Here is a 20,467-nt window from a genome sequence, read left to right as displayed (position 1 = left end):
CGCGCCGAATGGCTTTTCCCTCAGCGTTGGCGGTGATCGTCTCGACAACCTGCAACGCGCCGTTTCACGCGACAGTCATCGTCTGATCAAAACTGACAATTGTTTCGGCCGCTATAGCGGCGTGCCACCAACAGACCGACAGAAATGCAACGAGCAGGCTTCTGACCGAAAACGATATTCTCATGCCCCACCCCACAATGACGGCTCACCCCCGTGAAGCCGATTTTTAGATAACTACCATCCGCCTCCGCCGCCGCCGGAGGACCCGCCGCCCCCACCTCCCCCGCCGTCGAAGGCGGAGGACGAACTCGATACGGGTGCTGGAATCGTGGACGCGATGGTGGATGCCATGGAGGAGGAGAAATCGCCGATCGTTCCGCCGATATTGCCGGGGTGGAAATCGCCGGAGTACCAGACCGGCGCATAGGCTGCCGCTGCCGCGCCCGCAGCGGTGGCAAGCCATGCCTCGAAGGCACTCGACCAGGGCTTTTCGACGCCGAGCGCGACTGCATAGGGCAGCAGCTTTTCGAAATGCTGCGGCGACATCTGCGGTGCGCCCTGCATGTTCATCCGGTCGCGTTCGGCCAATGTCAGATATTGCCGCAGGCCATCGATACCATCCGTCATCTTGCGTCCGAGCGGCGTCGGCGCGCCCATCAGGAAGAAGAAGACAACATTCAGGGCGAAGATGCCGACGATGCCGGCCACCAGCGGCAGCAAGCCCGCCTCCCATAGTGGCACGACCGCGGCGGCAAAGCCGCTGACGCCAACGGATACGAAGACGAAGCCGAAAAAGGCGAAGATCAAGACCGAAAGAATGCGCCGAGCGAGGCCGGCATCGCGTCTGCGGAACCTGCGACCTATCGAACTGGCGAAGAGCGTCACGAAAATCGACAGCAATCCCGGCACGATGATGAGCGGCAGGGCATTCTCATGCAGGCGCCCGAAGATGACGATGGCAGCCAGGATCAGGATCGACAAGGCGATGCCGGCAATGACGTAGAGTGAATTCGCTTTGTAATATTCACCGCGATGGTCGCGCTCGATCGCGCTACGGAATTTCGAGCCGAGTGTCTGCACCGCCTCGCCGTTTTCCTTGTCGATGACAAGCGGGGAGAATGGCCCGACGGCCTGCATGAGCACTTTGTCGCCGCCGCTGAGATCACTGCCTGCCTTACCGGTTGGGCGGATGACCACTTTTTCCTTCAGGTTGTCGAGAATGACATAGCCGCGCACCGCAAGATCGATCGCCGTCGCCGACAGCGCCGTCCATCCGGAGCGGACGAAACCCCGGTTGTCGATATAATTGACCAGCGCCGGCGAAATACCTTCGGGCGGATCCCAGCGCGGGACCATGACGCCGGGTGGAGGGTCGCGGCCGACTGCAATCCAGCTCCGCATGTAATAGGCAAACAGCAGGATCAACCCGCCAATGGCGATGGTCGTATCGAGATGATCCCGAAAGAACCAGCCCCATTGCTGGCTGGCACTCGGCGGCTCGATCGCCCCCTTCGCGAGCTTGATGGCGATCGTCAGGCCTTCGGCTATGGCAAGCGGCCGGGTCGTGACGAAGGTGACGATGTTGGCCTGCGCGCTGGTGCTGGCGTTCTTGCCGTTGGCGCCGAGCGGCCCGGTGAAGACGGCTAGCTGCTGAGGCTCCACGCCATCGGGCAATGTGACGATCGCCTTGGCATTGAGGATCTGGAACTGCCAGCCATTGCCGGTGACGTTCCAATAAAGCTCGTCATGATCGTCAAAATAGCGCATCTGACGATTGGTATCATACGTGATGCGGAACGTGTGCGGACCTGGGTTAAGGCTTTGGTCGGCCTTGCCGATATAGATGCGCTCGCCGCCCTTGATGCGCTCGCTGTGCCAATCCTCCGGCTGCCCGTCGCGCTCGACGGAAACGACCTTGAAATCCACCTCGTTCTCGCGACCGTTGGCATCGGTGAATGTCAGCGGAAAATCCCGGAAGATGCCACGGCGGATGGCACGGCCTTCCGCATTCACCGAAATCGTCTCGACGACCCGCATGGAGCCGTCGCGGTGCAGGGCGATTGCCTGATCGAAATTGGTGATGAGTTCGGCCGCCGTTACTGTCGTTGCGCAAAGCAGCAGGCACAAAGCCAGGAAAAACCCGCAAAGCCGTGTCATCACTCCCCCAAGAGATACCTGCAGCGCCGTTACCGGCGCCGCTTCGCGTCAAGAATGTTTCCGCGCCCAGGCCTCTCTTGAGATGGCAGAGCGTCAGTCTTCGTAGGCAACACCCAGCGAAGCCAGCACGTTCCAATAGGACGGGAAGGTCTTGGCGACGCAATCGGGGTCGAGAATGGTGATGCCGCCGATTTTCAGACCGGCCAGGGCGAAGCTCATGGCGATGCGGTGATCCGCGAAGCTGTCGATCTCGGCCGGCAGGACTTTACCGACCAGGCTTGGATCGGAAGCGACGATAAGATCGTCCCCCTCTTCCGTGCCGAGATTCGGAACGATACGCGACAGGCCGCTCGACAGCGCCCGGATACGGTCGCATTCCTTGACGCGCAGGTTCTCGATGCCGACGAACCGCACCGGCGTCTCGTTGAAGGCGGCGAGAACGGCGAGCGTCGGGATAGCGTCCTGCATCTGCGAGCCGTCGATGACGGCAGGAAGATGCGGGAACTTCGAAATCAGATCATAGGCACGCGCATCCGGCTGCGAGAACTCCGTCGCCGGCGTGCCGAGATCGATCTTGCCGCCGCTCAGCACTTCGGCTGCCCAGAGATAGGTTGCGGCGGAGGCATCCGGCTCGATCAGGAAATCGGCCGCATGATAGCCGGTGGGCTCGACGCGCCAGGCGACCGGGCTGACACGCTCCACCTTGGCGCCGAAGGCGCGCATGGCTGCAACCGTCAGATCGATATAGCCGAGAGCGCCGATATGTTCGCCAAGCAGCTCGACATCGACCGGACGGTCGCCGCCGGCGGCCATCATCAGCAGCGCCGAGACATATTGGCTGGACAGGCCGCCATCGATCTCAACACGGCTCGCCTCGAAGCGGCCGGTGCCGTTGATGGTCACGGGTGGGCAGCCGGTTTCCGCCGAAGCATCGATACCGAGAGAGCGGAGCGCATCGACCAGCGGGCCGATCGGTCGTTTGCGCATGTGGGCGTCACCATCGACGACAACCTTGCCGTCGACCAACGCAGCAGCAGCCGTCAGGAAGCGTGTCGCCGTGCCGGCATTGCCGAGGAAAAGCGGTGCAGCCGGCGGCTGGAGCTTGCCGCTGCCGGTGACGATGAAAGTCGTGTCGTCGGGCTCATCGATCGTCACGCCCATGGCACGAAGCGCTTCGGCCATATAGCGCGTGTCGTCGCTCTTGAGCGCACCGGTCAGCCGGCTGGTTCCCTTGGCGAGGCCGGCGAGCAGCAGCGCCCGGTTGGTGATCGACTTCGATCCCGGAGGCATGGCACGTCCGGTCAAAGGCTTGCCCGGCGGGATAATCGTGAGTTTGGCTCTACCCATCATCAATCTCTTTGGTCAGTCCAGAAAGCGGCCAACGGCCTGCGGTCGGCTTCCTTTACCGCCTGGAATGCAAAACCGATAGGAGGAATTTTAGAACTTGACGGACGGAACGGCGCGATCCGCCTCGTTGGTGATTTCGAAGAAGGCGCGCTTGCTGAAACCGAAGGGGCCGGCGAGCAGATTGTTGGGAAAGCTCTCGACCTTGACGTTGAGATCGCGGGCCGCACCGTTGTAGTAGCGCCGCGACATCTGGATTTCGCCTTCGATACCTTCGAGAGAGCGCTGTAATTCGAGGAAATTCGTGTTGGCCTTCAGATCGGGATAGGCTTCGGCAAGCGCGATCACACGGCCAAGGGCCTGTGAAAGCAGGCCTTCCACCTGGCCGCGGGCTGCAATATCGCCCGACGGCACCGCCTGCGCCTTGTTGCGCAGCTCCACGACCTCATCCAACGTCTGACGCTCATGGGCGGCATAGCCCTTCACGGTTTCGATCAGATTGGGGATCAGATCGGCGCGGCGCTTCAACTGCACGTCGATACCAGACCACGCCTCCTCGGCCACCTGTCGGGCACGAACGAGGCCGTTATAAACGAAAATAGCGTAAAGTGCGGCCAGTATGATGACCGCCAAAATAATATACATGGCGAACCCCCGCTGGGACTACAATCGAGGGTACACTATGCGGCTTCGCGGATGTTGTCATCCGCTTTCGCTATTCCGCCAATGTCTTACGCTGCCTGCTTGCCCCAGTTCGCACCGCCGGCATCCGTGAGCAGGAAGGCTTCCCCACAGGCTTTCGCCAAGGTGCGGACGCGCAGGATATAGCTCTGGCGTTCGGTGACAGAGATCACGCCGCGCGCATCGAGCAGATTGAAGACGTGGCTGGCCTTGATGCACTGGTCGTAAGCCGGGAAGACACATTTGTGCAGGAGCTGATTGGCATTGTCGCCCGGCGCACCGGCAGCGAGCAGCGCCTGGCATTCCTTCTCGGCGTCGATGAAATGGCGGTGCAGCATTTCCGTGTTGGCATATTCGAAGTTATGCCGGGAGTATTCCTGCTCGGCCTGCAGGAAGACATCGCCATAGGTGATCTTCTCGTCACCTTCGAGACCGTTGAAATTCAGGTCGTAGACGCTGTCGACGCCCTGGACATAAGTGGCAAGACGCTCAAGCCCATAGGTCAGCTCGCCGGCAACCGGCGCGCATTCGATCCCGCAAATCTGCTGGAAATAGGTGAACTGCGACACTTCCATGCCATCGCACCAGCATTCCCAGCCGAGGCCCCAGGCACCGAGCGTCGGACTTTCCCAATCGTCTTCCACGAAACGGATGTCATGCAGAAGCGGATCGAGACCAATCGCCGCCAGCGAGCCGAGATAGAGCTCCTGCAGGTTCGGCGGATTGGGCTTCAGGATGACCTGATATTGGTAATAGTGCTGCATCCGGTTGGGATTTTCGCCGTAGCGTCCATCGGACGGACGGCGCGACGGCTGCACATAGGCAGCTTTCCACGGCTTCGGGCCGAGCGCGCGCAGGGTAGTCGCCGGATGAAACGTGCCGGCACCGACTTCCATGTCGTAGGGCTGCAGAACCGCACAACCCTTGTCGGCCCAATAATTGTGCAGCGTCAGGATCAACGCCTGGAACGAGCGCTTCGGATTCATGTTATCGGGCGGGGTCGCGGTCATGGAGATCAGCTACTATCTGCTTGGTGTACGTTGGCGCGACAGGTGCCACGATGGAAGACAAGGGTCAAGAGATGACGTATCGATAGGAAGTTTGCGTCCGAATGATTTCGGTTTCGCTATCATTCATCTTCCCGCTTCACCCGATACTCGCCCGTCTTCGGGTCCTTCACCAGCGTTCCGATGGCGCCCGTGCGCCGTTCGCTTTCGGCGCGGCGTGATTTCTCGGTGAGTTTTCGGGCGTCGCGCAGGAAGCGTCGATAAAGAAGCCAAATACCGCCGACAGCAACGATGAAGAAGATGATCTGCGGCATCACGCAGCGCTCCCGATTACAATCCGTACCGCCCCCACAATGCCTTTTCCTCTGCCACCTCTGCAAGTCCGGAGGCAAGGCCGGCGCCGATGCCGTCCATGCCTGAAAGGGAAATGCCCGGTGCGCGACGGCCGAAGAGGCTGCGAGGCGTGGTGACCAGCTCGAGCTTGATCTTGTCGCCGAAACGCTTCTTCAGCTCCTGGCGCATATCACCGAGCCCGTCGATGAGGCCGAGTTCCAGACCGCGACCGCCGGTCCAGAAGAGGCCGGAGAATACGACCTCATCCGCCGCCAGCTTACTTGCCCGGCGTTCGCGCACCATGTCGATGAAGACCTTGTGAATCTCCAATTGCAGGCTCTTCAGATACTCGATGTCCTTTTCCTTCTCCGGCTGGAACGGATCGAGGATCACCTTGTTTTCGCCGGCTGTATAGACGCGGCGCTCGACACCGAGCTTCTTCAAAAGCTCCGGAAAACCGAAGCCGCCGGAGACGACGCCGATGGAACCAACGATGGAGGTGGCATCGGCAATGATCTCATCGCCGGCGAGCGCGATCATATAGCCGCCGGATGCCGCCACATCCTCGACGAAAACCAGCACCTTCTTCTCTTTCTCGCGGGCAAGATCGCGGATGCGGTTATAGATCATCCGCGATTGCACCGGCGAACCGCCGGGAGAATTGATGACGAGCGCGACGGCCGGGGCTGCCTTCATGCCGAAGGCCTTTTCCAGCGCCTGAGACACGCCCGCAAGATTGAGCGATTGCCGGAGGGGGCCGCCGGAGGCGATGACACCACTCAGCCGGACGACAGGAATGACCACCTTTTCCTTGCGAAACCGCTTCGGAAGCATGCGCCTAAAAAATCCAGCCATTCGTCATCCCTGATTCATGATGTTTGCTGCAGGTGATGTATGCATGGAAACGGCAAACGCAACATCCATCATTGCATTTCGCGCCCGGTTCCCTGCCTGGCCGCCATGTTTTTTTGCCGATCAGCAGAGGGACGAAGGAAGAGAGGACGGGCTTTCGCTGCAAGAACGGCAGCCGGGAAAAACATTTCTCCGTGTCCGTCAAGATTGGGCGCCGCTCCCTCTACATTAGTCGATCAAAAAAATAGATTTATGGGACTGTGATCAGGAGTTCCGTATGTCCGGCCAGGCTGCCAACGTCATCGATTTCCAAGCTTATCGCGATGCCCGCGCCAAAAGTGCGCCGATACAGCAGGTTCCCGTTTCCGCATGGCCCGCGCAGCCTTTCCTGATGTGGATTCCTTTCATGGGTTTCGTCCCGGTGATGCCGCTTGGTAATCCAAGCTATGGCGCTTGAATCGGTCGAACCCCTGCATGTGGTCTCAAGAGCCGAGACAGTCGACGAAATCTCGGCATTGACCGGCCAGAATCTTCGCCGGTTGCGCACGCGCCGCGGCTATTCGCTGGATCGGCTGGCAAAAATCTCCGGCGTCAGCCGCGCCATGCTTGGTCAGATCGAAACCGGCAAAAGCAGCCCGACGATCAGCATCCTCTGGAAGATTGCCGCAGCGCTGGATGTCCCCTGCGGCTTCCTGATCGCTGAGCCGCACGACACCACCTCGCTGCAGGTGCTGACCCACGCCAAGACGAAGGTCCTGTCCGCCTCCGAAGGCAAATTCCAGACGCGGGCGCTCTTTCCCTATGAAAGCGAACGCAAGGTCGAATTTTACGAGCTGCGTATCGCGCCCTATCATACGGAGACCGCCGAGGCGCATCATCATGGCACGATCGAGAACCTTGTCGTCTCGCGCGGCACGGTGGAAATCGTCGCGGGCAAACACCCGCCGCAACTCCTTGGCGAAGGCGACGCCGCAATCTTCGACGCCGATGTCGCCCATAGCTACCGCAATATGACCAGCAGCGAAGCCGTGCTCTATCTTGTCACCACCTATGTCGAGGAAGTCCGGGGCTAAGATGCCGCGAATAAAAAGAGGCCGCCCTTGCGGACGGCCGGAGGCAGATGGAGGTCTGCTTGTTATTCCTGGTTGCGACCGGATGAATCAGGCCGCTTCCATCGTGCAGCACATCATCATGTTGCCGCACATCATCATCATCGGCATGCCCGACGACATCATGGACATCATGCGCTTGCAGCATTCCATGAACATGTCCTTGTCCATGCCTTCCATCGGCATCATCTCGCAAACCATGCCCTTCGGCGTCATTTTGCACGTCATCTTGCTCATCATCATCTGCATCATGGGCATCATCATGCCATTCATCATCGGCATGCCGCCCATCATGGGGTTCATCATCGGCATCATCATGCCGTTCATCATCGGGTTCATCATGCCACCCATCATCGGATTCATCATCGGCATCATGTTCATGGCGGGGTTCATATCGGTCATCTCCGGTGCTCAGCCGCGTTTCGGCTCTCGATGAGAGTTTGGATAGAAGAACCAAAAATAGCGTTCAATATAAAAAATTGTTCCTATTATCTTTCCTCCAACAGAATGGAGATGCATCCGCCGCAATATGAAACAATCGTCACTATCGCGGATTTTTCTCCGCTATTACGGATTGCAGGAATGCCACAGCCGAGGCGAATGCGAGCGGGAATGGTTTTTCCTGTTGCGAATGAATTGCATTATCATTCTAAACCGCATACCTCTCGCAGTATCGAAGCCTGCGGAAGCCCCATGGATCTTATGAAACCCAAGCCCGATGCCGGCTGGCGCCATGACCGACAAGAGGCCACTCTTTCCGATGTTTATCGCTCGGTCGAAACCGCCAAGGGCGGCTCGGTGCTGCGTCGCGTCGCCGCTTTCGCAGGTCCGGGCTATCTTGTCGCGGTCGGCTATATGGACCCCGGCAACTGGGCGACCTCGCTCGCCGGCGGATCGAAATTCGGCTATGCCCTGCTGACCGTCGCATTGCTGTCCAACATCATGGCCGTTGTGCTGCAGGCGCTCTGTGCGCGTCTCGCAATCGCCACCGGCCGCGATCTGGCTCAAGCCTGCCGGGACGCCTATCCGCGCTACGTCTCAGTGCCGCTGTGGGCAATGGCGGAGATTGCCATCATCGCGACGGATATCGCAGAAGTCGTCGGCACCGCCATCGGCCTCAATCTCGTTTTCGGCCTGCCGCTCGAACTCGGCGTGCTGGTCACCGCCTTCGACGTGTTTCTCATTCTTTTCCTTCAGCGGCTGGGCTTTCGCTGGGTAGAGGCGCTGATCATCACCCTGCTCGGCGTCATCGCCTTCTGTTTCGGCATCCAGCTCTTCCTTGCCGATCCCAATTGGGGCGAGGTCATCAAGGGCTTCTTCCCGACGACTGAGATCGTCAGGGATCCGAACATGCTCTATCTCGCGCTCGGCATCCTCGGCGCGACGGTCATGCCGCACAATCTCTATCTGCATTCCGGCATCGTGCAGACGCGTGCCTTCGGCCATACGCTGCCGGAAAAGAAAGAGGCGCTGACCTATGCCACGATCGATTCGACCGTTGCACTAACCTTCGCCCTGCTCATCAACGCTTCTATCCTCATTCTCGCCGGCGCGGCGTTTCACGCGCATGGCCACACCGATGTCGTGGAACTCGCTCAGGCGGAATCGCTGCTGGCTCCGCTTCTCGGCCTGGCGATCGCGCCTACACTGTTCGGGATCGCGCTTCTCTGTTGCGGCCTCAACTCCACGGTGACGGCAACGCTTGCCGGGCAGATCGTCATGGAAGGTTTTCTGCGGCTCAAGGTGAAACCGTGGCTGCGCCGCATCGTGACACGCGGACTGGCGATCGCTCCGGCCGGGGTCGTCACCATATGGTACGGCGATTCCGGTACGGCGGATCTGCTGATCTTGACCCAGGTCGTGCTCAGCCTGCAACTTTCCTTTGCCGTCTTCCCGTTGGTCATGTTCACCGCCGACAAGACCAAAATGGGCGATCTCGTCGCGCCGCGCTGGCTGAGCACCGTCGCCTATATCATCGCCTTCGCCATCGCCATGCTGAACGTCAAGCTGATCTTCGATGCGTTCCGGGGCATGCCCTGATTTCGGATAATCTTGCCGAAAACCGCGTCATGCTTGCGGGACGGCACACTACTTTCGGGAATAGGCGGCGCGGCCATTGTTGAGGTCGTCGACGAAGTCGGAGAATTTGTGCGTCCCCTCGCCATGCATGATCAGCGGCGCCCGCAGCGCCAGCCGCGCCCGTGAGCCCTTGATTGCCGTCACTAGGATGCGGACGGCATTTTCACCGTCCCGCGGATGGATGGGCGTGATCTCGATACCGCCGAACCGACGGCCGCAAGCGGCGATGATCTCGCCGATCGATTGTGGCCGGGCGATCAACGACAGTTGACCGCCGGGAATCATGATCGCGCCTGCCGTTCGCACCCATCTTTCGAACAGGCCATCGGTCATGGCATGCGCCTGCGCTTTCAACGCATCCGGTGTCAGCCTGTCGCTGGCATCGTTGAAGGGCGGGTTCATAATGACATGATGGAAGCTGTCATCGATCAGGCCGGCGTCGTTGCGGGCCTTCGCGGTCAGGGTCACATCGGCCTCGACAACAGCGACACGGCCGGCGAAGCGGGCATTTTCCGAAAGCGCCAGGCTCTTGCGGGCGAACTCGGCCATTTCCGGCGAGCGCTCGAACAGCACCACCTCCGCCCGTTCAAGCCGGGAGGCCACGGCCATGCCGGCTGCGCCCGCCCCCGCACCGAGATCGGCCACCCTTATGCTGCGGTCATCGGCCACGAGAGCAGCGAGCAACATGGCGTCCATGCCGGAGCGATGGCCCCTGCCCTTCGGCTGGACGATATGGAACCCGCCGCGATGGAAGGCGTCGATGGTTTCGGAAAGGTCATCGGCCATGACGAACCTCAGCCGCGCGCTGGGCGCAGCTCGTCGCCGAGGCCGGCATCGATGAGAATGCGCCGGGCCTGATCGGCGCGCTCATCCTCGACCATGAAACGACGCGGCAGCATGCCGAGCGAGCCCTCGAGAACACTCATGGCCTGATCTGCGACGAAGCAATGAATCCCGGCGTCCTTCATCAGGCTCTCGGCGAAGGAGAGTAAAACGGGATCATTGGTGCGTATCAGCTCGTGCATAAGCCTTGGGTTTCCTGTCAAATTTGCGAGACGAGACAAATCGCCTCTTGCCGCCTCTTTCGCCCCTTCTTATTGTGCTTTGCAGAAAATGAACAGGAGTCCGGATCGTTGGGCGTCGTGATACCGCTTGAAGAAAGCAAGAATAAACTGGCCTCCATCAAGCCATTGGTGGACCTGACCAAGGCGGATATGGAACGCGTCAACCAGCTCATCCTGTCGAAAGCCGGCTCCGATGTGCAGATGATCCCCGAAGTTGCCGAGCACCTGATCTCTTCCGGCGGCAAGCGCCTGCGCCCGATGCTGACCATCGCCTCGGCCGCGCTCTATGGCTATCAGGGCGACAATCACATCAAGCTCGCCACCTCAGTCGAATTCCTGCACACGGCGACATTGTTGCACGATGACGTGGTGGACGAAAGCGATCTGCGCCGCGGCAAGTCCACGGCCCGCATGATCTGGGGCAACCAGGCGAGCGTCCTTGTCGGCGACTTCCTGCTCGGCCAGGCTTTCCGCATGATGGTCGAGGTCGGCTCGCTCGATGCTCTCGACGTCTTGTCCTCGGCTGCCTGCGTCATCGCCGAAGGCGAAGTGCTGCAGCTCTCCGTCTCCAAGAACATGGAAACGACGGAAGATGATTATCTCTCCGTCATCCGCGCCAAGACGGCGGCGCTGTTTGCCGCCGCCGCCGAAGTCGGACCGATCGTCGCCAATGCCGGCAAGGCCGAGCGCAATGCGCTGAAGTCCTACGGCACCAATCTCGGCCTCGCCTTCCAACTGGTCGACGATGCGCTGGACTACGGCGGCAAGGCCGCCGATCTCGGCAAGAATGTCGGCGACGATTTCCGCGAGGGCAAGATCACGCTTCCGGTCATTCTCGCCTATCGCCGCGGCACCGAAAAAGAGCGCGCTTTCTGGCGCGACGCGATCGAGACCGGCAACAACAGCGACGAGAACCTGGAAAAGGCGTTGGGTCTGATCACCAAATATGGTGCGCTCACCGACACCATCGCCCGTGCCGTTCATTACGGCACCATCGCCCGCGACGCACTGGCGCCGCTACCGGAAACGCCGTGGAAATCCGCGCTCATGGAAGTGATCGATTTCTGCATCGAACGCGTGAACTAATCGCCGCCGGCCGAATTTCTTGCAGGAGCGCTTCAAAAAAGCCATCCTGTTGTGAATCAATTGACACGAACGCGTGCCGCCGGCGCTCTCACCGGCAAATCCCTTGATGAAAGGCTTACTAATGCGGCAGAGACTTGCCATTCGTTTCCTCTCGGGCGCAGCCCTGGCGGCGATCCTCTCGATGGCCGCGCTGAATAGCGCGCGCGCGGTGGATGCCCCGGCAACGCCGGAGGCCAGCGCCCCGGTGACCTTCGATGCGGAAAATGTCGATACCTTCGCAGGCGCCTTCCTGGCTGCCCGTACCGCCGATGTAGACCATGACTATGAGACCGCGATTTCGCTTTATAAAAAGGCGCTGATGATCGAACCGGGCAACCCGGAGATTCGCCAGCGGCTGATGATCTCGCTGCTGCTCAACGGCAATCTCGAAGAGGGTGTGAAGTACGCCAACGAGCTGAAAAACGATCCCTCAGTCGAACGTGTCACCACGATCGTACGCGGCATGGATGCCATCCGCCGGCATGACTACAAGGCTGCGCAGGACATTCTCAAATATGACGGCCCGAACGATCTCGACCGCATGATGGCCGGTCTTCTGCTGGCCTGGGCCCGCGCCGGTTCCAACCATGGCAAGGAAGCGATTGCCATGGTCGACAAGATGAAGGGGCCGGACTGGTTCAACATCTTCAAGAACTACCATGCCGGTGCCATTGCCATCACCATTGGCGATACGAAGTCCGCCCGCTCGCACCTGAACGACGCCATTCTCGACAAGGCGGGCGGCGCAACGGCCCCCGACACATTCATGCGCGCCGTGATGGCGCTTGCCGCGCTTGAAGCCAAAGCCGGCGACAAGCAGAAGGCGTTGGATGCCGTTTCGGTCGGCGACAATCTCATCAACAATTACGCGCCACTGAACGCGCTGCGCGACAGCATCAACAAGGGCCAAACGCCGGACCAGCAAGTGACCGACAGCACGCAGGGTGCAGCCTCGGTTCTCTTTACCGTCGGCGCGGCGCTCAACCGCGACGGCGCTGAAGATGTCGTTTCGCTTTATCTGCAGATCGCCAATACGCTCGATCCCAAGAGTGCCGACACGCTGGTTCTGCTTGGCGGACTTGCGGAAAAGCAGGAGCAGATGGACCGCGCCATCTCCTTCTACAAGAAGGTGCCCAATACCTCGCCGATGGCCCGCATCTCCGAACTGCAGCTCGGCCTTGCGCTCGCCCAGTCCGGCAAGGTCGACGATGCGCGCAAGCATCTGAAGGCGCTGATCGATTCCGACCCCAACGATATCCGCAGCTATCTCGCCTATGGCAGCGTTCTCTCGGACGCCAAGGACTTCCAGGGCATGGCGGATAATTACGATAAGGCCGCGGAAGTCATTGGCGCCGTGCCGAATCGCGGCGACTGGGCCGTGTTCTTCCAGCGCGGCATCGCCTATGAGCGGCTGAAGAAGTGGGACAAGGCCGAGCCGAATTTCAAGAAGGCGCTGGAGCTGAACCCCGACCAGCCGCAGGTTCTGAACTATCTCGGCTACTCCTGGGTCGATATGAACATGAACCTCGACCAGGGTCTGAATATGATCAAGAAGGCTGTCGATCTGAAGCCGGATGACGGCTACATCGTCGATTCGCTCGGCTGGGCCTATTTCCGCCTCAACCGCTTCGACGATGCGGTGAACGAGCTGGAGCGCGCCGCACAGTTGAAGGCCGGCGATCCCACGATCAACGACCACCTGGGCGATGCCTATTGGCGCGTCAACCGCAAGCTGGAGGCGGTTTACCAGTGGAACCGCGCACTGGCTTCCAAGCCCGAAGACGCAGATATTCCGAGGATCAAGGAAAAGATCGCCAACGGTCTGCCGGCGCTCGACAATGATCCAAGGACGGTCGACAAGACCAAGCAGCCTGATCCGGCTCCGGCGGTCACCCCATCGCCCAACACGACAACGCCACCACCGGCCGATAAGAAGTCCTAAGACGCTCGATGACGACGATCTTTGCGGCTGACGATTTCGACGTCACGGAGGAGGCGCCCGCCAAGATCAACCTGGCCCTGCACGTAACGGGCCGGCGGGCCGATGGGTATCATCTGCTCGACATGCTCGTTACTTTTGCGCGGCATGGCGATCGTTTAGGTTTTCGCGCAAGCGAGCATGACGAATTCAGCCTGTCCGGACGCTTCTCCCCTCTTCTTGCCGAGGAGGATACAGGCGGCAATCTGGTGCTGAAGGCACGCGATCTGCTGCGACGGGCGGCTCATGCCGAGGGTTTCGAAGCGCCGCCCGTCCACATCCATCTCGAAAAGAACCTTCCCGTCGCCTCCGGCATCGGCGGCGGCTCGGCGGATGCGGCGGCGACCCTGCGTGGGCTGGCACGGCTCTGGGACCTCGCCTTGCCTTCCGATGTGGTGAACGCGATTGCACTGAAGCTCGGCGCCGATGTGCCAATGTGCCTGGCCAGCCGCCCGCTGATCGCACGCGGCATCGGCGAAGTGATCGAACTTCTGCCGGACTTTCCATCTTTTGCTATGGTGCTCGGCAATCCCCTCGTCGGCGTTTCGACGCCGGAGGTGTTTCGCATGCTGGCCCGAAAGGACAATCCGCCATTCGTACTCCCCTTGCAGGCAACAAATGGCCGCATGCAATGGATCGAGACCATTGAGGGGTTGCGCAACGATCTGGAGCCGCCGGCACGAATGCTCTGCAACGAAATCGCCACGCTCTCGCAATTGATCGAGAGCCAAGGGGCGCTCGCCACACGCATGTCCGGCTCAGGCGCCACCTGCTTCGGTCTGTTCGATAATCTTGAGCAGGCGACAGCGGCGGCGGCATCGCTTCACAGCTTAAGGCCGGACTGGTATTTCCAGGCGACGGAAACGATCAAGGGAGACGCGTGATGACCGGTTCAAGCGAAGCAAGGTCCTTCATCCCCGTCGGCATCGCGGTGCTGACCGTTTCCGATACGCGCACGCTCGCCGACGACAAGTCCGGCGATACGCTGGTTGCCCGTATCGCGGAAGCCGGTCATAGGTTGGCTGCGCGCGCCATCGTTCCCGACGACAAAAAGCGTATTCGAAGCCAGGTGGAGGCCTGGACGCAGGACGAAACCATCGACGTCGTCATCACCACCGGCGGCACCGGCTTTACCGGCCGCGATGTCACGCCCGAAGCGCTGGAGCCCTTGTTCGAAAAGCGGATGGACGGGTTTTCCGAGGTGTTCCATCGCATCTCCTACGACAAGATCGGCACGGCGACGATCCAGTCGCGTGCAACCGGCGGCGTTGCCAACGCCACCTTCATCTTCGTGCTGCCGGGCTCCCCTGGCGCCTGCAAGGATGCCTGGGACGGCATTTTAAAGGCGCAACTCGACTACCGCCATATGCCCTGCAATTTCGTGGAGATCATGCCGCGGCTCGATGAACATCTAAAGCGCGGTGCCGGCTCAAAATAAGCTGGCGCTTTATGCCTTCGATCCAGGCAAGGCAGGAATTGATTCCCAATTCTGACCCGTGAGGATCACGCAGCTTCGGCCGGAGACACCGGTGATCATCATTGTCCAACTGCCGCTTTCAGCAGCAAAGACCTCGATAATATTCCTCGGATCGAGCTGACCAATGGCCGAGAGCTTTTCGGAATAGTGCGCTTCCAGAAAAGCGACCATATCGGCGCGTTCAGCGCATGCGAACATCGCTTGCGAAGCTGCAGTACTCGGATGAAGGATTGCCGTTGCCACAAGGGCCGTTCCGATGAGGCGGCAGAGCATCGTGCGTCCCATGACGCACCTCCTTTCGCCGGAAATCCGGCGGAAGAGGAGAGTTCCGCTGACCTGCTCTGCCGCATACCGGCATCTTCATGGTCGGCCGCCTGACGCGACACGCGAGACGTGCCGCCATATGAAAATTATGACAGAAATTCTCTTATTTTCAAATGGAATCTGGATTGATTACAATGCGCTACCTTGCCGCGCGTGCGACCCAAGAGGGAATTAGCTCGCTCGACAGTTGGCGGCTCTTTTGCCCCCTGGCGAATTCGGCAAGCCGCATGCCCGTTTTGGCGGCGGCGATGGCCTGTCGCTTGGAGAGGAGCAAACCCAGTTCCAGAGGCGGCAGGCTGCGGCCGATGCGCTGGAACAAAGGCCGTCGATAACCCCGCGACGCGGTGAAGCGCGCCGGCACCTTATTCAGCGAGACATATTCGGCAATCTCATCGATCCAGCCGGCTTGCGGGCGGGCGCCGGGCTCGACGAAAAGCAGCCATTCGCCGCGCGCCGAATGCAGTATGTCTTTGATATCCCACTGGGAATAGAAACGGCAGCCGGCAGCGTCGGCCACATGCGAGGTGCCATCACGCGAGCCATGATCGAGCACGACGACGTCGCACACCAAACCTTCGATCGCGCCCGCTACCAGGGCCGCCAATGTCTGCGCCAGCTCAGGTTCCTGATCCTGGCATTCGATGATTACTGTCAACATTGCCCATTTATAAAGCGCCGCACAATTTATTGCCAGCACATAACCCTTTAAACCCGAAGGTTTAGACAAGGCTTATGTGCAGGTTCACAATGCCACCGGGACCTCTGCTCGTCGGCATGTACACGCTGCGCGGCGGAGCGTAATCGCGCATTTTGTTCTTGCAATGTTCTCGTTTGTCGGATAGGAATTTAATCATCTTAGACGCGGCATGCGATGCCATGAACCGCCCCGGAGTTACCGATGAACGAGCAGTCCCTTGCAGGGCAGGTCGCATTTGCGCCTGCCAATACGGCAGATGTTGCCAATGCTTTGATCGCCGACACCGGTCTCAGAGTCGAGATCGACCGCCGGCGCGGTCGCGGCGCCGGGCTGAACCCGAGCGGCCGATTCGAACCGCTGCGACGTGAGACATTCGATGACGGCTGGCAAACACTCGAAGAACTGCCGCCTTTCAAAACCGAAGTCCAGGTGGAGAAGCCGCGTACGGCAATCACACGCAACGAATCGCCCGATATATCCTTCGATCGTTCCATCAATCCCTATCGTGGCTGCGAGCATGGCTGCATCTATTGTTTCGCACGGCCGACGCATGCCTATATGGGCCTGTCGGCGGGACTCGATTTCGAATCAAAGCTCTTCGCCAAGCCGGACGCGGCGCGGCTTCTGGAACGGGAGCTGGCCAAGCCCGGCTACAAGCCGCGCGTCATCGCCATCGGCACCAATACCGACCCCTATCAGCCGATCGAGAAGGAATGGCGCATCATGCGGCAGATTCTCGAAGTGCTGAACAAGGCAAACCATCCGGTTGCGATCGTCACCAAGTCAGCGCTGATCATGCGCGATATCGATATTCTCCAAGAGATGGCCGCCAAGAACCTGGTTCGGGTCGGTATTTCCGTGACCACGCTCGACCGCAAGCTGGCGCGCACCATGGAACCGCGCGCGGCGACGCCGCAGCGGCGGCTGGAGGCGATCCGGGTGCTCAGCGAGGCCGGTATCCAGACGGCAGTCATGGTGGCGCCGATCATTCCGGCGCTCAACGACCACGAAATCGAGCGCATCCTCGACGCCAGCAAGGCCGCCGGCGCCCTGGAAGCAACCTATGTCATCCTGCGCCTGCCGCTGGAGGTCAGCCCGCTCTTCCGCGACTGGCTGCTGCAGAACTATCCGGATCGCTACCGCCATGTCATGTCGCTGATCCGCTCCATGCGCGGCGGCAAGGATTACGATGCCGAGTTCGGCAAACGCATGAAGGGCGCAGGCCCCTATGCCTGGCAGATCAGCCGCCGTTTCGAAATGGCAACCAAGCGGCTGGAGCTCACCCGCCGCAGTATCGCATTGCGCGACGACCTGTTTGTGCCGCCGGATGGCAGCGGCGTGCAGCTTTCGCTGCTCTGAGCGGTTCAGCTTTCGCGGAATCTTAGAACCGCTCTATCTTTTTGTTTTTTCGCAATTCCGGACGGAAAGCGGCTCACGCACTTTTCCCGGAATTGCTCTGACCCTTTCCCGCGGGTTTCCCTGCCCGCCGGAAGAGCCCCCTGGTTCGCCGCCTTGATCCACCGGGGGCTTGCAGGAGATCGGATGGTGTGCGAGCTTGCCGCATGCCACGCAGCACACCATCCGATTCTCCCATGCTTTTCGACGAGGGCCCGATCGTTCCAACCTTCGAGTTGGAGCTGATTGCCCGCCGCGCTGGACACTGGCCTGTCGCAGGTGCCGATGAAGCCGGGCGCGGGCCTCTTGCAGGTCCAGTCGTCGCGGCCGCAGTCATTCTCGATCCGGAACGCATTCCCGAGGGATTGAACGATTCCAAGCAGCTTTCGGCCATCAGGCGCGAGGCGCTGTTTGTCGAAATCCTCTCGACCGCGACCGTCTCCATTGCTTCTTCGAGCGCGGCGCGTATCGATATCACCGATATTCGCAAGGCGAGCCTCGACGCCATGCGCCGTGCCATCTGCAGCCTGGCCGTGCCGGCAAGCTACGTGCTGACGGATGGGTTGGATGTGCCCGGCGGCCTCGCTTGCCCGGGAAAAGCCGTGGTCAAGGGCGATGCCCGCTCCTTTTCCATTGCCGCAGCCTCGATCGTGGCCAAGGTGACGCGCGACCGGATGATGGCCCGCGCCGGAGATGTCTTCCCCGCATACGGCTTTGCCGCCCATGTCGGCTACGGGACGCCTGAGCACCGCGCCGGCATCGAGAAGCACGGCCCCTGCTCGCTACATCGCATGAGTTTCCGGCCGCTCCGACGGGATGAAGCCTGACAGCCGCGAGTTCTCGTTATCCTGCGAGGCAGGCCATGATCTCGCTTCGGTGCTCGCTGATATAGGCAACATCGCGCCGGTAGATATCAGCATGGCCCTCTTCAATGTTGCGGCGATATCTTTCCACACCATTGGCCGCCTCGCTTTCCATGAAGCCGACCAAGGCATTCAGACGGTCAATGATCATGCCCGGCAAGACCGATCGTTGCTCCGATGGCAAGCCGTAGGCATCAAGAAAACTGCAAGCGCGGAGGATTTGCGTATCGAGCCCGCTGAGATCTTTGACCGCGACACCGGCGGACAGAGGCGCCCAGCGATAGATGGCGTAAGCGAGATCCCAGCAACGCGGGCCGGGATGGGCCGTCTCGAAGTCGATGATACCCGTCGCCTCGCTGCCGGTGAGAACAACATTATAGGGCGCGAAATCGCCATGGCAGATCACCTCGAACGGCGGCCGCGGCGACAATTGCCATTTCTGGTCCTCCAGCATCGGCCGCATCAACAGAGCGGTGCAATCGTGATAGCGCCGCAGCAGGCGCGCCGCCGACAGCAGAGCTTCCATCGACCTCATATTCTCATTGTCGTCCAGATCACCCGTCTCTCCCGGAAGAAAGCTCACCCTCTCCCACGCCGCGTCATGTCCGGCTGATAATGGCGCATTGGTAAAGCCATGGATTTGAAGTGCAGTGAGCAGGGCGTGAACACTCGCTGTCCACGGGCGGGTGGGCCGATAGATGAGATCACCCTGGCGAAATGGTCCCTCGCCGCTCTCCCCGTTCGGTATCACCATTTCTCCCCTAAAACGAGGTCGAAATCTAATTTAGATCCGGAGCCGCCGTCAAATGTCACCGTCGCCGAGCGATGCCTTTAAAAACAAAAAGCCCAGCCGAAGCCGGGCTTTTCCAAAGATCGATTGCTTGCGCGCTCAGTTCAACCGTGACTTCACTTCGCCAACGGCGTTGCTGAAGAGTTCCGATTGAACGTGGCCGTCGGCCTTCTTGGCGAGCACGGATTCAGCGGCAGCGATGGCCAGATCGACGGCGGCGGAACGGACCGCCTTCATCGCATCGGCTTCCGCCTGCTTGATCTTCTGCTCGGAAAGCGCCGTACGGTTGGCGACGAATTCCTCCGTCTTCTTGCGAGCTTCCGTCGTCAGCATTTCAGCTTCGCGTTCGGCGGCCGCAACGATATGGGCTGCTTCGGCTTCGGCTTCCTTCCGCTTGCGCTGGTATTCAGCCAGAAGATGCTGGGCTTCTTCACGCAGGCGCTTGGCTTCAGCCAGATCGTTACGGATCTGATCGGCGCGGTCGTCCAGCGACTTGGCCATCATGCCCGGCACCTTCAGATAGACGATGAGGCCGAGGAAGATGATGAGAGCGACGAATGCAAAGAAAGTTTCGTCGAGACCGAATTCCATGGATCAACCCTCCCGCTTGGCGGATGCTTCGGCGACAGCCGAAGCGACGTCTGCCTGGCCGGCGACGTTGCCGACGAGCTGCTCGACAACGGCAGCGGCCGTTTCTTCAGCAATGGCGCCGACATCGCCGAAGGCTTTCGCCTTGATCTCGCTGATACGGACCTCAGCGGCCTTCAGCTTTTCCGAAAGGCTTGCTTCGATCGCCTTGCGATCTTCCTCAGCCTTTGCCTTGGCGGCGTCGCGGGCGGTGGCGCCGATCGAATTTGCCTTGGCGCGCGCTGCGGCCAATTCGCTTTCGTAGGTCGCAACGGCAGCATCGGCTTCGGCCTTCAGACGCGAGGCTTCGTCGATATCCTGGGCGATGCGATCGTGCCGGCTTTCCAGAATGCCGCCGACGCGCGGAATAACGATCTTCTGCATGGCCACGTAGAAGATGACGAAGGTGATCACCAGCCAAAGGAGCTGTGACGGATACGTCGTATGGTCAAACGGCGGGAATACGCCTGCGTGATGGCCCTGATCGGGCGCACCCGTCTCCGTATGCACCGCGCCGGCTGCCGGCGGTGCTTCTTCAGCATATGCCGGGGTCACAAACATGCTC

23 protein-coding genes are annotated in these 20,467 nt (G+C 60.3%); 10 read left to right on the top strand and 13 right to left on the bottom strand.

Going from position 1 to position 20,467, the window contains the following annotated elements; genetic code table 11:
• Nucleotides 1-234: 234 nt before the first annotated feature.
• The 6 genes from NXC24_RS04290 to NXC24_RS04265 form a co-directional block, all read right to left on the bottom strand.
• Complete coding sequence (locus NXC24_RS04290) at nt 235-2,157, bottom strand: DUF2207 domain-containing protein (protein WP_104822177.1); 1,923 nt, start codon at nt 2,155-2,157, stop codon at nt 235-237.
• 93 nt (nt 2,158-2,250) lie between these two features.
• Nucleotides 2,251-3,507: a 3-phosphoshikimate 1-carboxyvinyltransferase gene (locus tag NXC24_RS04285; protein WP_104822176.1), complete on the bottom strand. Its 1,257-nt coding sequence runs from the start codon at nt 3,505-3,507 to the stop codon at nt 2,251-2,253.
• Nucleotides 3,508-3,594: 87 nt separating this feature from the next.
• Nucleotides 3,595-4,146, bottom strand: coding sequence for a LemA family protein (locus NXC24_RS04280; protein WP_104822175.1), 552 nt, complete (start codon nt 4,144-4,146; stop codon nt 3,595-3,597).
• A gap of 86 nt (nt 4,147-4,232) precedes the next feature.
• Nucleotides 4,233-5,192, bottom strand: coding sequence for a glycine--tRNA ligase subunit alpha (locus NXC24_RS04275; protein WP_104822174.1), 960 nt, complete (start codon nt 5,190-5,192; stop codon nt 4,233-4,235).
• A gap of 119 nt (nt 5,193-5,311) precedes the next feature.
• Nucleotides 5,312-5,503: a hypothetical protein gene (locus NXC24_RS04270; RefSeq protein WP_104822173.1), complete on the bottom strand. Its 192-nt coding sequence runs from the start codon at nt 5,501-5,503 to the stop codon at nt 5,312-5,314.
• A 16-nt stretch (nt 5,504-5,519) separates the two neighbouring features.
• Entirely contained in the window at nt 5,520-6,377 is an 858-nt protein-coding gene (locus NXC24_RS04265) for a S49 family peptidase (protein WP_104822172.1), read from the bottom strand.
• A gap of 274 nt (nt 6,378-6,651) precedes the next feature.
• On the opposite strand from NXC24_RS04265, the gene NXC24_RS04260 reads away from it, so the two are divergent.
• The 4 genes from NXC24_RS04260 (at nt 6,652) to NXC24_RS04245 (ending at nt 9,523) form a co-directional block, all read left to right on the top strand.
• Nucleotides 6,652-6,831, top strand: coding sequence for a hypothetical protein (locus NXC24_RS04260; protein ID WP_104822171.1), 180 nt, complete (start codon nt 6,652-6,654; stop codon nt 6,829-6,831).
• Nucleotides 6,821-7,447, top strand: a complete 627-nt coding sequence (locus NXC24_RS04255; protein ID WP_104822170.1) for an XRE family transcriptional regulator — start codon at nt 6,821-6,823, stop codon at nt 7,445-7,447. Before NXC24_RS04260 ends, NXC24_RS04255 begins: the two co-directional genes overlap by 11 nt.
• An 82-nt stretch (nt 7,448-7,529) precedes the next feature.
• On the top strand, nt 7,530-7,919 hold the full coding sequence (locus NXC24_RS04250) for a hypothetical protein (protein WP_104822169.1): 390 nt from the start codon (nt 7,530-7,532) through the stop codon (nt 7,917-7,919).
• A gap of 257 nt (nt 7,920-8,176) precedes the next feature.
• Entirely contained in the window at nt 8,177-9,523 is a 1,347-nt protein-coding gene (locus tag NXC24_RS04245; protein ID WP_104822168.1) for an Nramp family divalent metal transporter, read from the top strand.
• Nucleotides 9,524-9,571: 48 nt separating this feature from the next.
• Here the strand turns inward: NXC24_RS04245 and NXC24_RS04240 are convergent, their stop codons facing one another.
• A complete protein-coding gene (locus NXC24_RS04240) occupies nt 9,572-10,348 on the bottom strand; it encodes a methyltransferase (RefSeq protein WP_104822167.1) in 777 nt (258 codons plus the stop codon).
• Between the two features lie 8 nt (nt 10,349-10,356).
• On the bottom strand, nt 10,357-10,587 hold the full coding sequence (locus NXC24_RS04235; protein WP_104822166.1) for a DUF2007 domain-containing protein: 231 nt from the start codon (nt 10,585-10,587) through the stop codon (nt 10,357-10,359).
• A gap of 108 nt (nt 10,588-10,695) precedes the next feature.
• On the opposite strand from NXC24_RS04235, the gene NXC24_RS04230 reads away from it, so the two are divergent.
• The 4 genes from NXC24_RS04230 (at nt 10,696) to moaB (ending at nt 15,167) form a co-directional block, all read left to right on the top strand.
• Nucleotides 10,696-11,712 (top strand): polyprenyl synthetase family protein, encoded by a 1,017-nt coding sequence (locus NXC24_RS04230; RefSeq protein WP_028750582.1) that lies wholly within the window; start codon nt 10,696-10,698, stop codon nt 11,710-11,712.
• A gap of 121 nt (nt 11,713-11,833) precedes the next feature.
• On the top strand, nt 11,834-13,693 hold the full coding sequence (locus tag NXC24_RS04225; RefSeq protein ID WP_104822165.1) for a tetratricopeptide repeat protein: 1,860 nt from the start codon (nt 11,834-11,836) through the stop codon (nt 13,691-13,693).
• Nucleotides 13,694-13,701: 8 nt separating this feature from the next.
• Nucleotides 13,702-14,613, top strand: coding sequence for a 4-(cytidine 5'-diphospho)-2-C-methyl-D-erythritol kinase (locus NXC24_RS04220; RefSeq protein WP_104822164.1), 912 nt, complete (start codon nt 13,702-13,704; stop codon nt 14,611-14,613).
• On the top strand, nt 14,613-15,167 hold the full coding sequence (moaB, locus tag NXC24_RS04215) for a molybdenum cofactor biosynthesis protein B (protein ID WP_104822163.1): 555 nt from the start codon (nt 14,613-14,615) through the stop codon (nt 15,165-15,167). Before NXC24_RS04220 ends, moaB begins: the two co-directional genes overlap by 1 nt.
• A 9-nt stretch (nt 15,168-15,176) precedes the next feature.
• Here moaB and NXC24_RS04210 read toward each other — a convergent pair whose 3' ends face one another.
• Together NXC24_RS04210 and NXC24_RS04205 are read right to left on the bottom strand one after the other, a co-directional pair.
• Nucleotides 15,177-15,491, bottom strand: a complete 315-nt coding sequence (locus NXC24_RS04210) for a hypothetical protein (protein WP_104822162.1) — start codon at nt 15,489-15,491, stop codon at nt 15,177-15,179.
• 178 nt (nt 15,492-15,669) lie between these two features.
• A complete protein-coding gene (locus NXC24_RS04205) occupies nt 15,670-16,188 on the bottom strand; it encodes a glycosyl transferase (RefSeq protein ID WP_104822161.1) in 519 nt (172 codons plus the stop codon).
• 240 nt (nt 16,189-16,428) lie between these two features.
• Here NXC24_RS04205 and NXC24_RS04200 point away from each other — a divergent pair, with 240 nt between their 5' ends.
• Both NXC24_RS04200 and NXC24_RS04195 read left to right on the top strand, forming a co-directional pair.
• On the top strand, nt 16,429-17,586 hold the full coding sequence (locus tag NXC24_RS04200; protein ID WP_104822160.1) for a PA0069 family radical SAM protein: 1,158 nt from the start codon (nt 16,429-16,431) through the stop codon (nt 17,584-17,586).
• Nucleotides 17,587-17,789: 203 nt separating this feature from the next.
• The gene (locus NXC24_RS04195) at nt 17,790-18,449 is read left to right on the top strand and encodes a ribonuclease HII (RefSeq protein ID WP_104822159.1); all 660 of its coding nucleotides are present in this window, start codon (nt 17,790-17,792) and stop codon (nt 18,447-18,449) included.
• A 16-nt stretch (nt 18,450-18,465) separates the two neighbouring features.
• Here NXC24_RS04195 and NXC24_RS04190 read toward each other — a convergent pair whose 3' ends face one another.
• The 3 genes from NXC24_RS04190 to NXC24_RS04180 form a co-directional block, all read right to left on the bottom strand.
• Complete coding sequence (locus NXC24_RS04190) at nt 18,466-19,239, bottom strand: phosphotransferase (protein ID WP_104822158.1); 774 nt, start codon at nt 19,237-19,239, stop codon at nt 18,466-18,468.
• A 135-nt stretch (nt 19,240-19,374) separates the two neighbouring features.
• Nucleotides 19,375-19,866, bottom strand: coding sequence for a F0F1 ATP synthase subunit B (locus NXC24_RS04185; RefSeq protein ID WP_104822157.1), 492 nt, complete (start codon nt 19,864-19,866; stop codon nt 19,375-19,377).
• Between the two features lie 3 nt (nt 19,867-19,869).
• A complete protein-coding gene (locus NXC24_RS04180; RefSeq protein WP_104822156.1) occupies nt 19,870-20,463 on the bottom strand; it encodes a F0F1 ATP synthase subunit B in 594 nt (197 codons plus the stop codon).
• Between the last annotated feature and the right edge of the window lie 4 nt (nt 20,464-20,467).

Source organism: Rhizobium sp. NXC24 (assembly GCF_002944315.1).
Classification (GTDB): domain Bacteria; phylum Pseudomonadota; class Alphaproteobacteria; order Rhizobiales; family Rhizobiaceae; genus Rhizobium.
The sequence above is the reverse complement of the archived record's forward strand: the minus strand, read 5'-3'. Positions and strand labels throughout refer to the sequence as shown.

Bases quoted from the DNA above. Each gene is read 5' to 3' on its own strand.
- NXC24_RS04240 (WP_104822167.1), bottom strand. From the start codon at position 10,348: ATGGCCGATGACCTTTCCGAAACCATCGACGCCTTCCATCGCGGCGGG.
- NXC24_RS04270 (WP_104822173.1), bottom strand. From the start codon at position 5,503: ATGCCGCAGATCATCTTCTTCATCGTTGCTGTCGGCGGTATTTGGCTT.
- NXC24_RS04285 (WP_104822176.1), bottom strand. From the start codon at position 3,507: ATGATGGGTAGAGCCAAACTCACGATTATCCCGCCGGGCAAGCCTTTG.
- NXC24_RS04190 (WP_104822158.1), bottom strand. From the start codon at position 19,239: ATGGTGATACCGAACGGGGAGAGCGGCGAGGGACCATTTCGCCAGGGT.
- NXC24_RS04280 (WP_104822175.1), bottom strand. From the start codon at position 4,146: ATGTATATTATTTTGGCGGTCATCATACTGGCCGCACTTTACGCTATT.
- NXC24_RS04210 (WP_104822162.1), bottom strand. From the start codon at position 15,491: ATGGGACGCACGATGCTCTGCCGCCTCATCGGAACGGCCCTTGTGGCA.
- NXC24_RS04220 (WP_104822164.1), top strand. From the start codon at position 13,702: ATGACGACGATCTTTGCGGCTGACGATTTCGACGTCACGGAGGAGGCG.
- NXC24_RS04255 (WP_104822170.1), top strand. From the start codon at position 6,821: ATGGCGCTTGAATCGGTCGAACCCCTGCATGTGGTCTCAAGAGCCGAG.
- NXC24_RS04245 (WP_104822168.1), top strand. From the start codon at position 8,177: ATGGATCTTATGAAACCCAAGCCCGATGCCGGCTGGCGCCATGACCGA.
- NXC24_RS04275 (WP_104822174.1), bottom strand. From the start codon at position 5,192: ATGACCGCGACCCCGCCCGATAACATGAATCCGAAGCGCTCGTTCCAG.
- NXC24_RS04250 (WP_104822169.1), top strand. From the start codon at position 7,530: ATGAATCAGGCCGCTTCCATCGTGCAGCACATCATCATGTTGCCGCAC.
- NXC24_RS04200 (WP_104822160.1), top strand. From the start codon at position 16,429: ATGAACGAGCAGTCCCTTGCAGGGCAGGTCGCATTTGCGCCTGCCAAT.
- NXC24_RS04205 (WP_104822161.1), bottom strand. From the start codon at position 16,188: ATGTTGACAGTAATCATCGAATGCCAGGATCAGGAACCTGAGCTGGCG.
- moaB (WP_104822163.1), top strand. From the start codon at position 14,613: ATGACCGGTTCAAGCGAAGCAAGGTCCTTCATCCCCGTCGGCATCGCG.
- NXC24_RS04235 (WP_104822166.1), bottom strand. From the start codon at position 10,587: ATGCACGAGCTGATACGCACCAATGATCCCGTTTTACTCTCCTTCGCC.
- NXC24_RS04260 (WP_104822171.1), top strand. From the start codon at position 6,652: ATGTCCGGCCAGGCTGCCAACGTCATCGATTTCCAAGCTTATCGCGAT.
- NXC24_RS04185 (WP_104822157.1), bottom strand. From the start codon at position 19,866: ATGGAATTCGGTCTCGACGAAACTTTCTTTGCATTCGTCGCTCTCATC.
- NXC24_RS04180 (WP_104822156.1), bottom strand. From the start codon at position 20,463: ATGTTTGTGACCCCGGCATATGCTGAAGAAGCACCGCCGGCAGCCGGC.
- NXC24_RS04195 (WP_104822159.1), top strand. From the start codon at position 17,790: ATGCCACGCAGCACACCATCCGATTCTCCCATGCTTTTCGACGAGGGC.
- NXC24_RS04265 (WP_104822172.1), bottom strand. From the start codon at position 6,377: ATGGCTGGATTTTTTAGGCGCATGCTTCCGAAGCGGTTTCGCAAGGAA.
- NXC24_RS04225 (WP_104822165.1), top strand. From the start codon at position 11,834: ATGCGGCAGAGACTTGCCATTCGTTTCCTCTCGGGCGCAGCCCTGGCG.
- NXC24_RS04290 (WP_104822177.1), bottom strand. From the start codon at position 2,157: ATGACACGGCTTTGCGGGTTTTTCCTGGCTTTGTGCCTGCTGCTTTGC.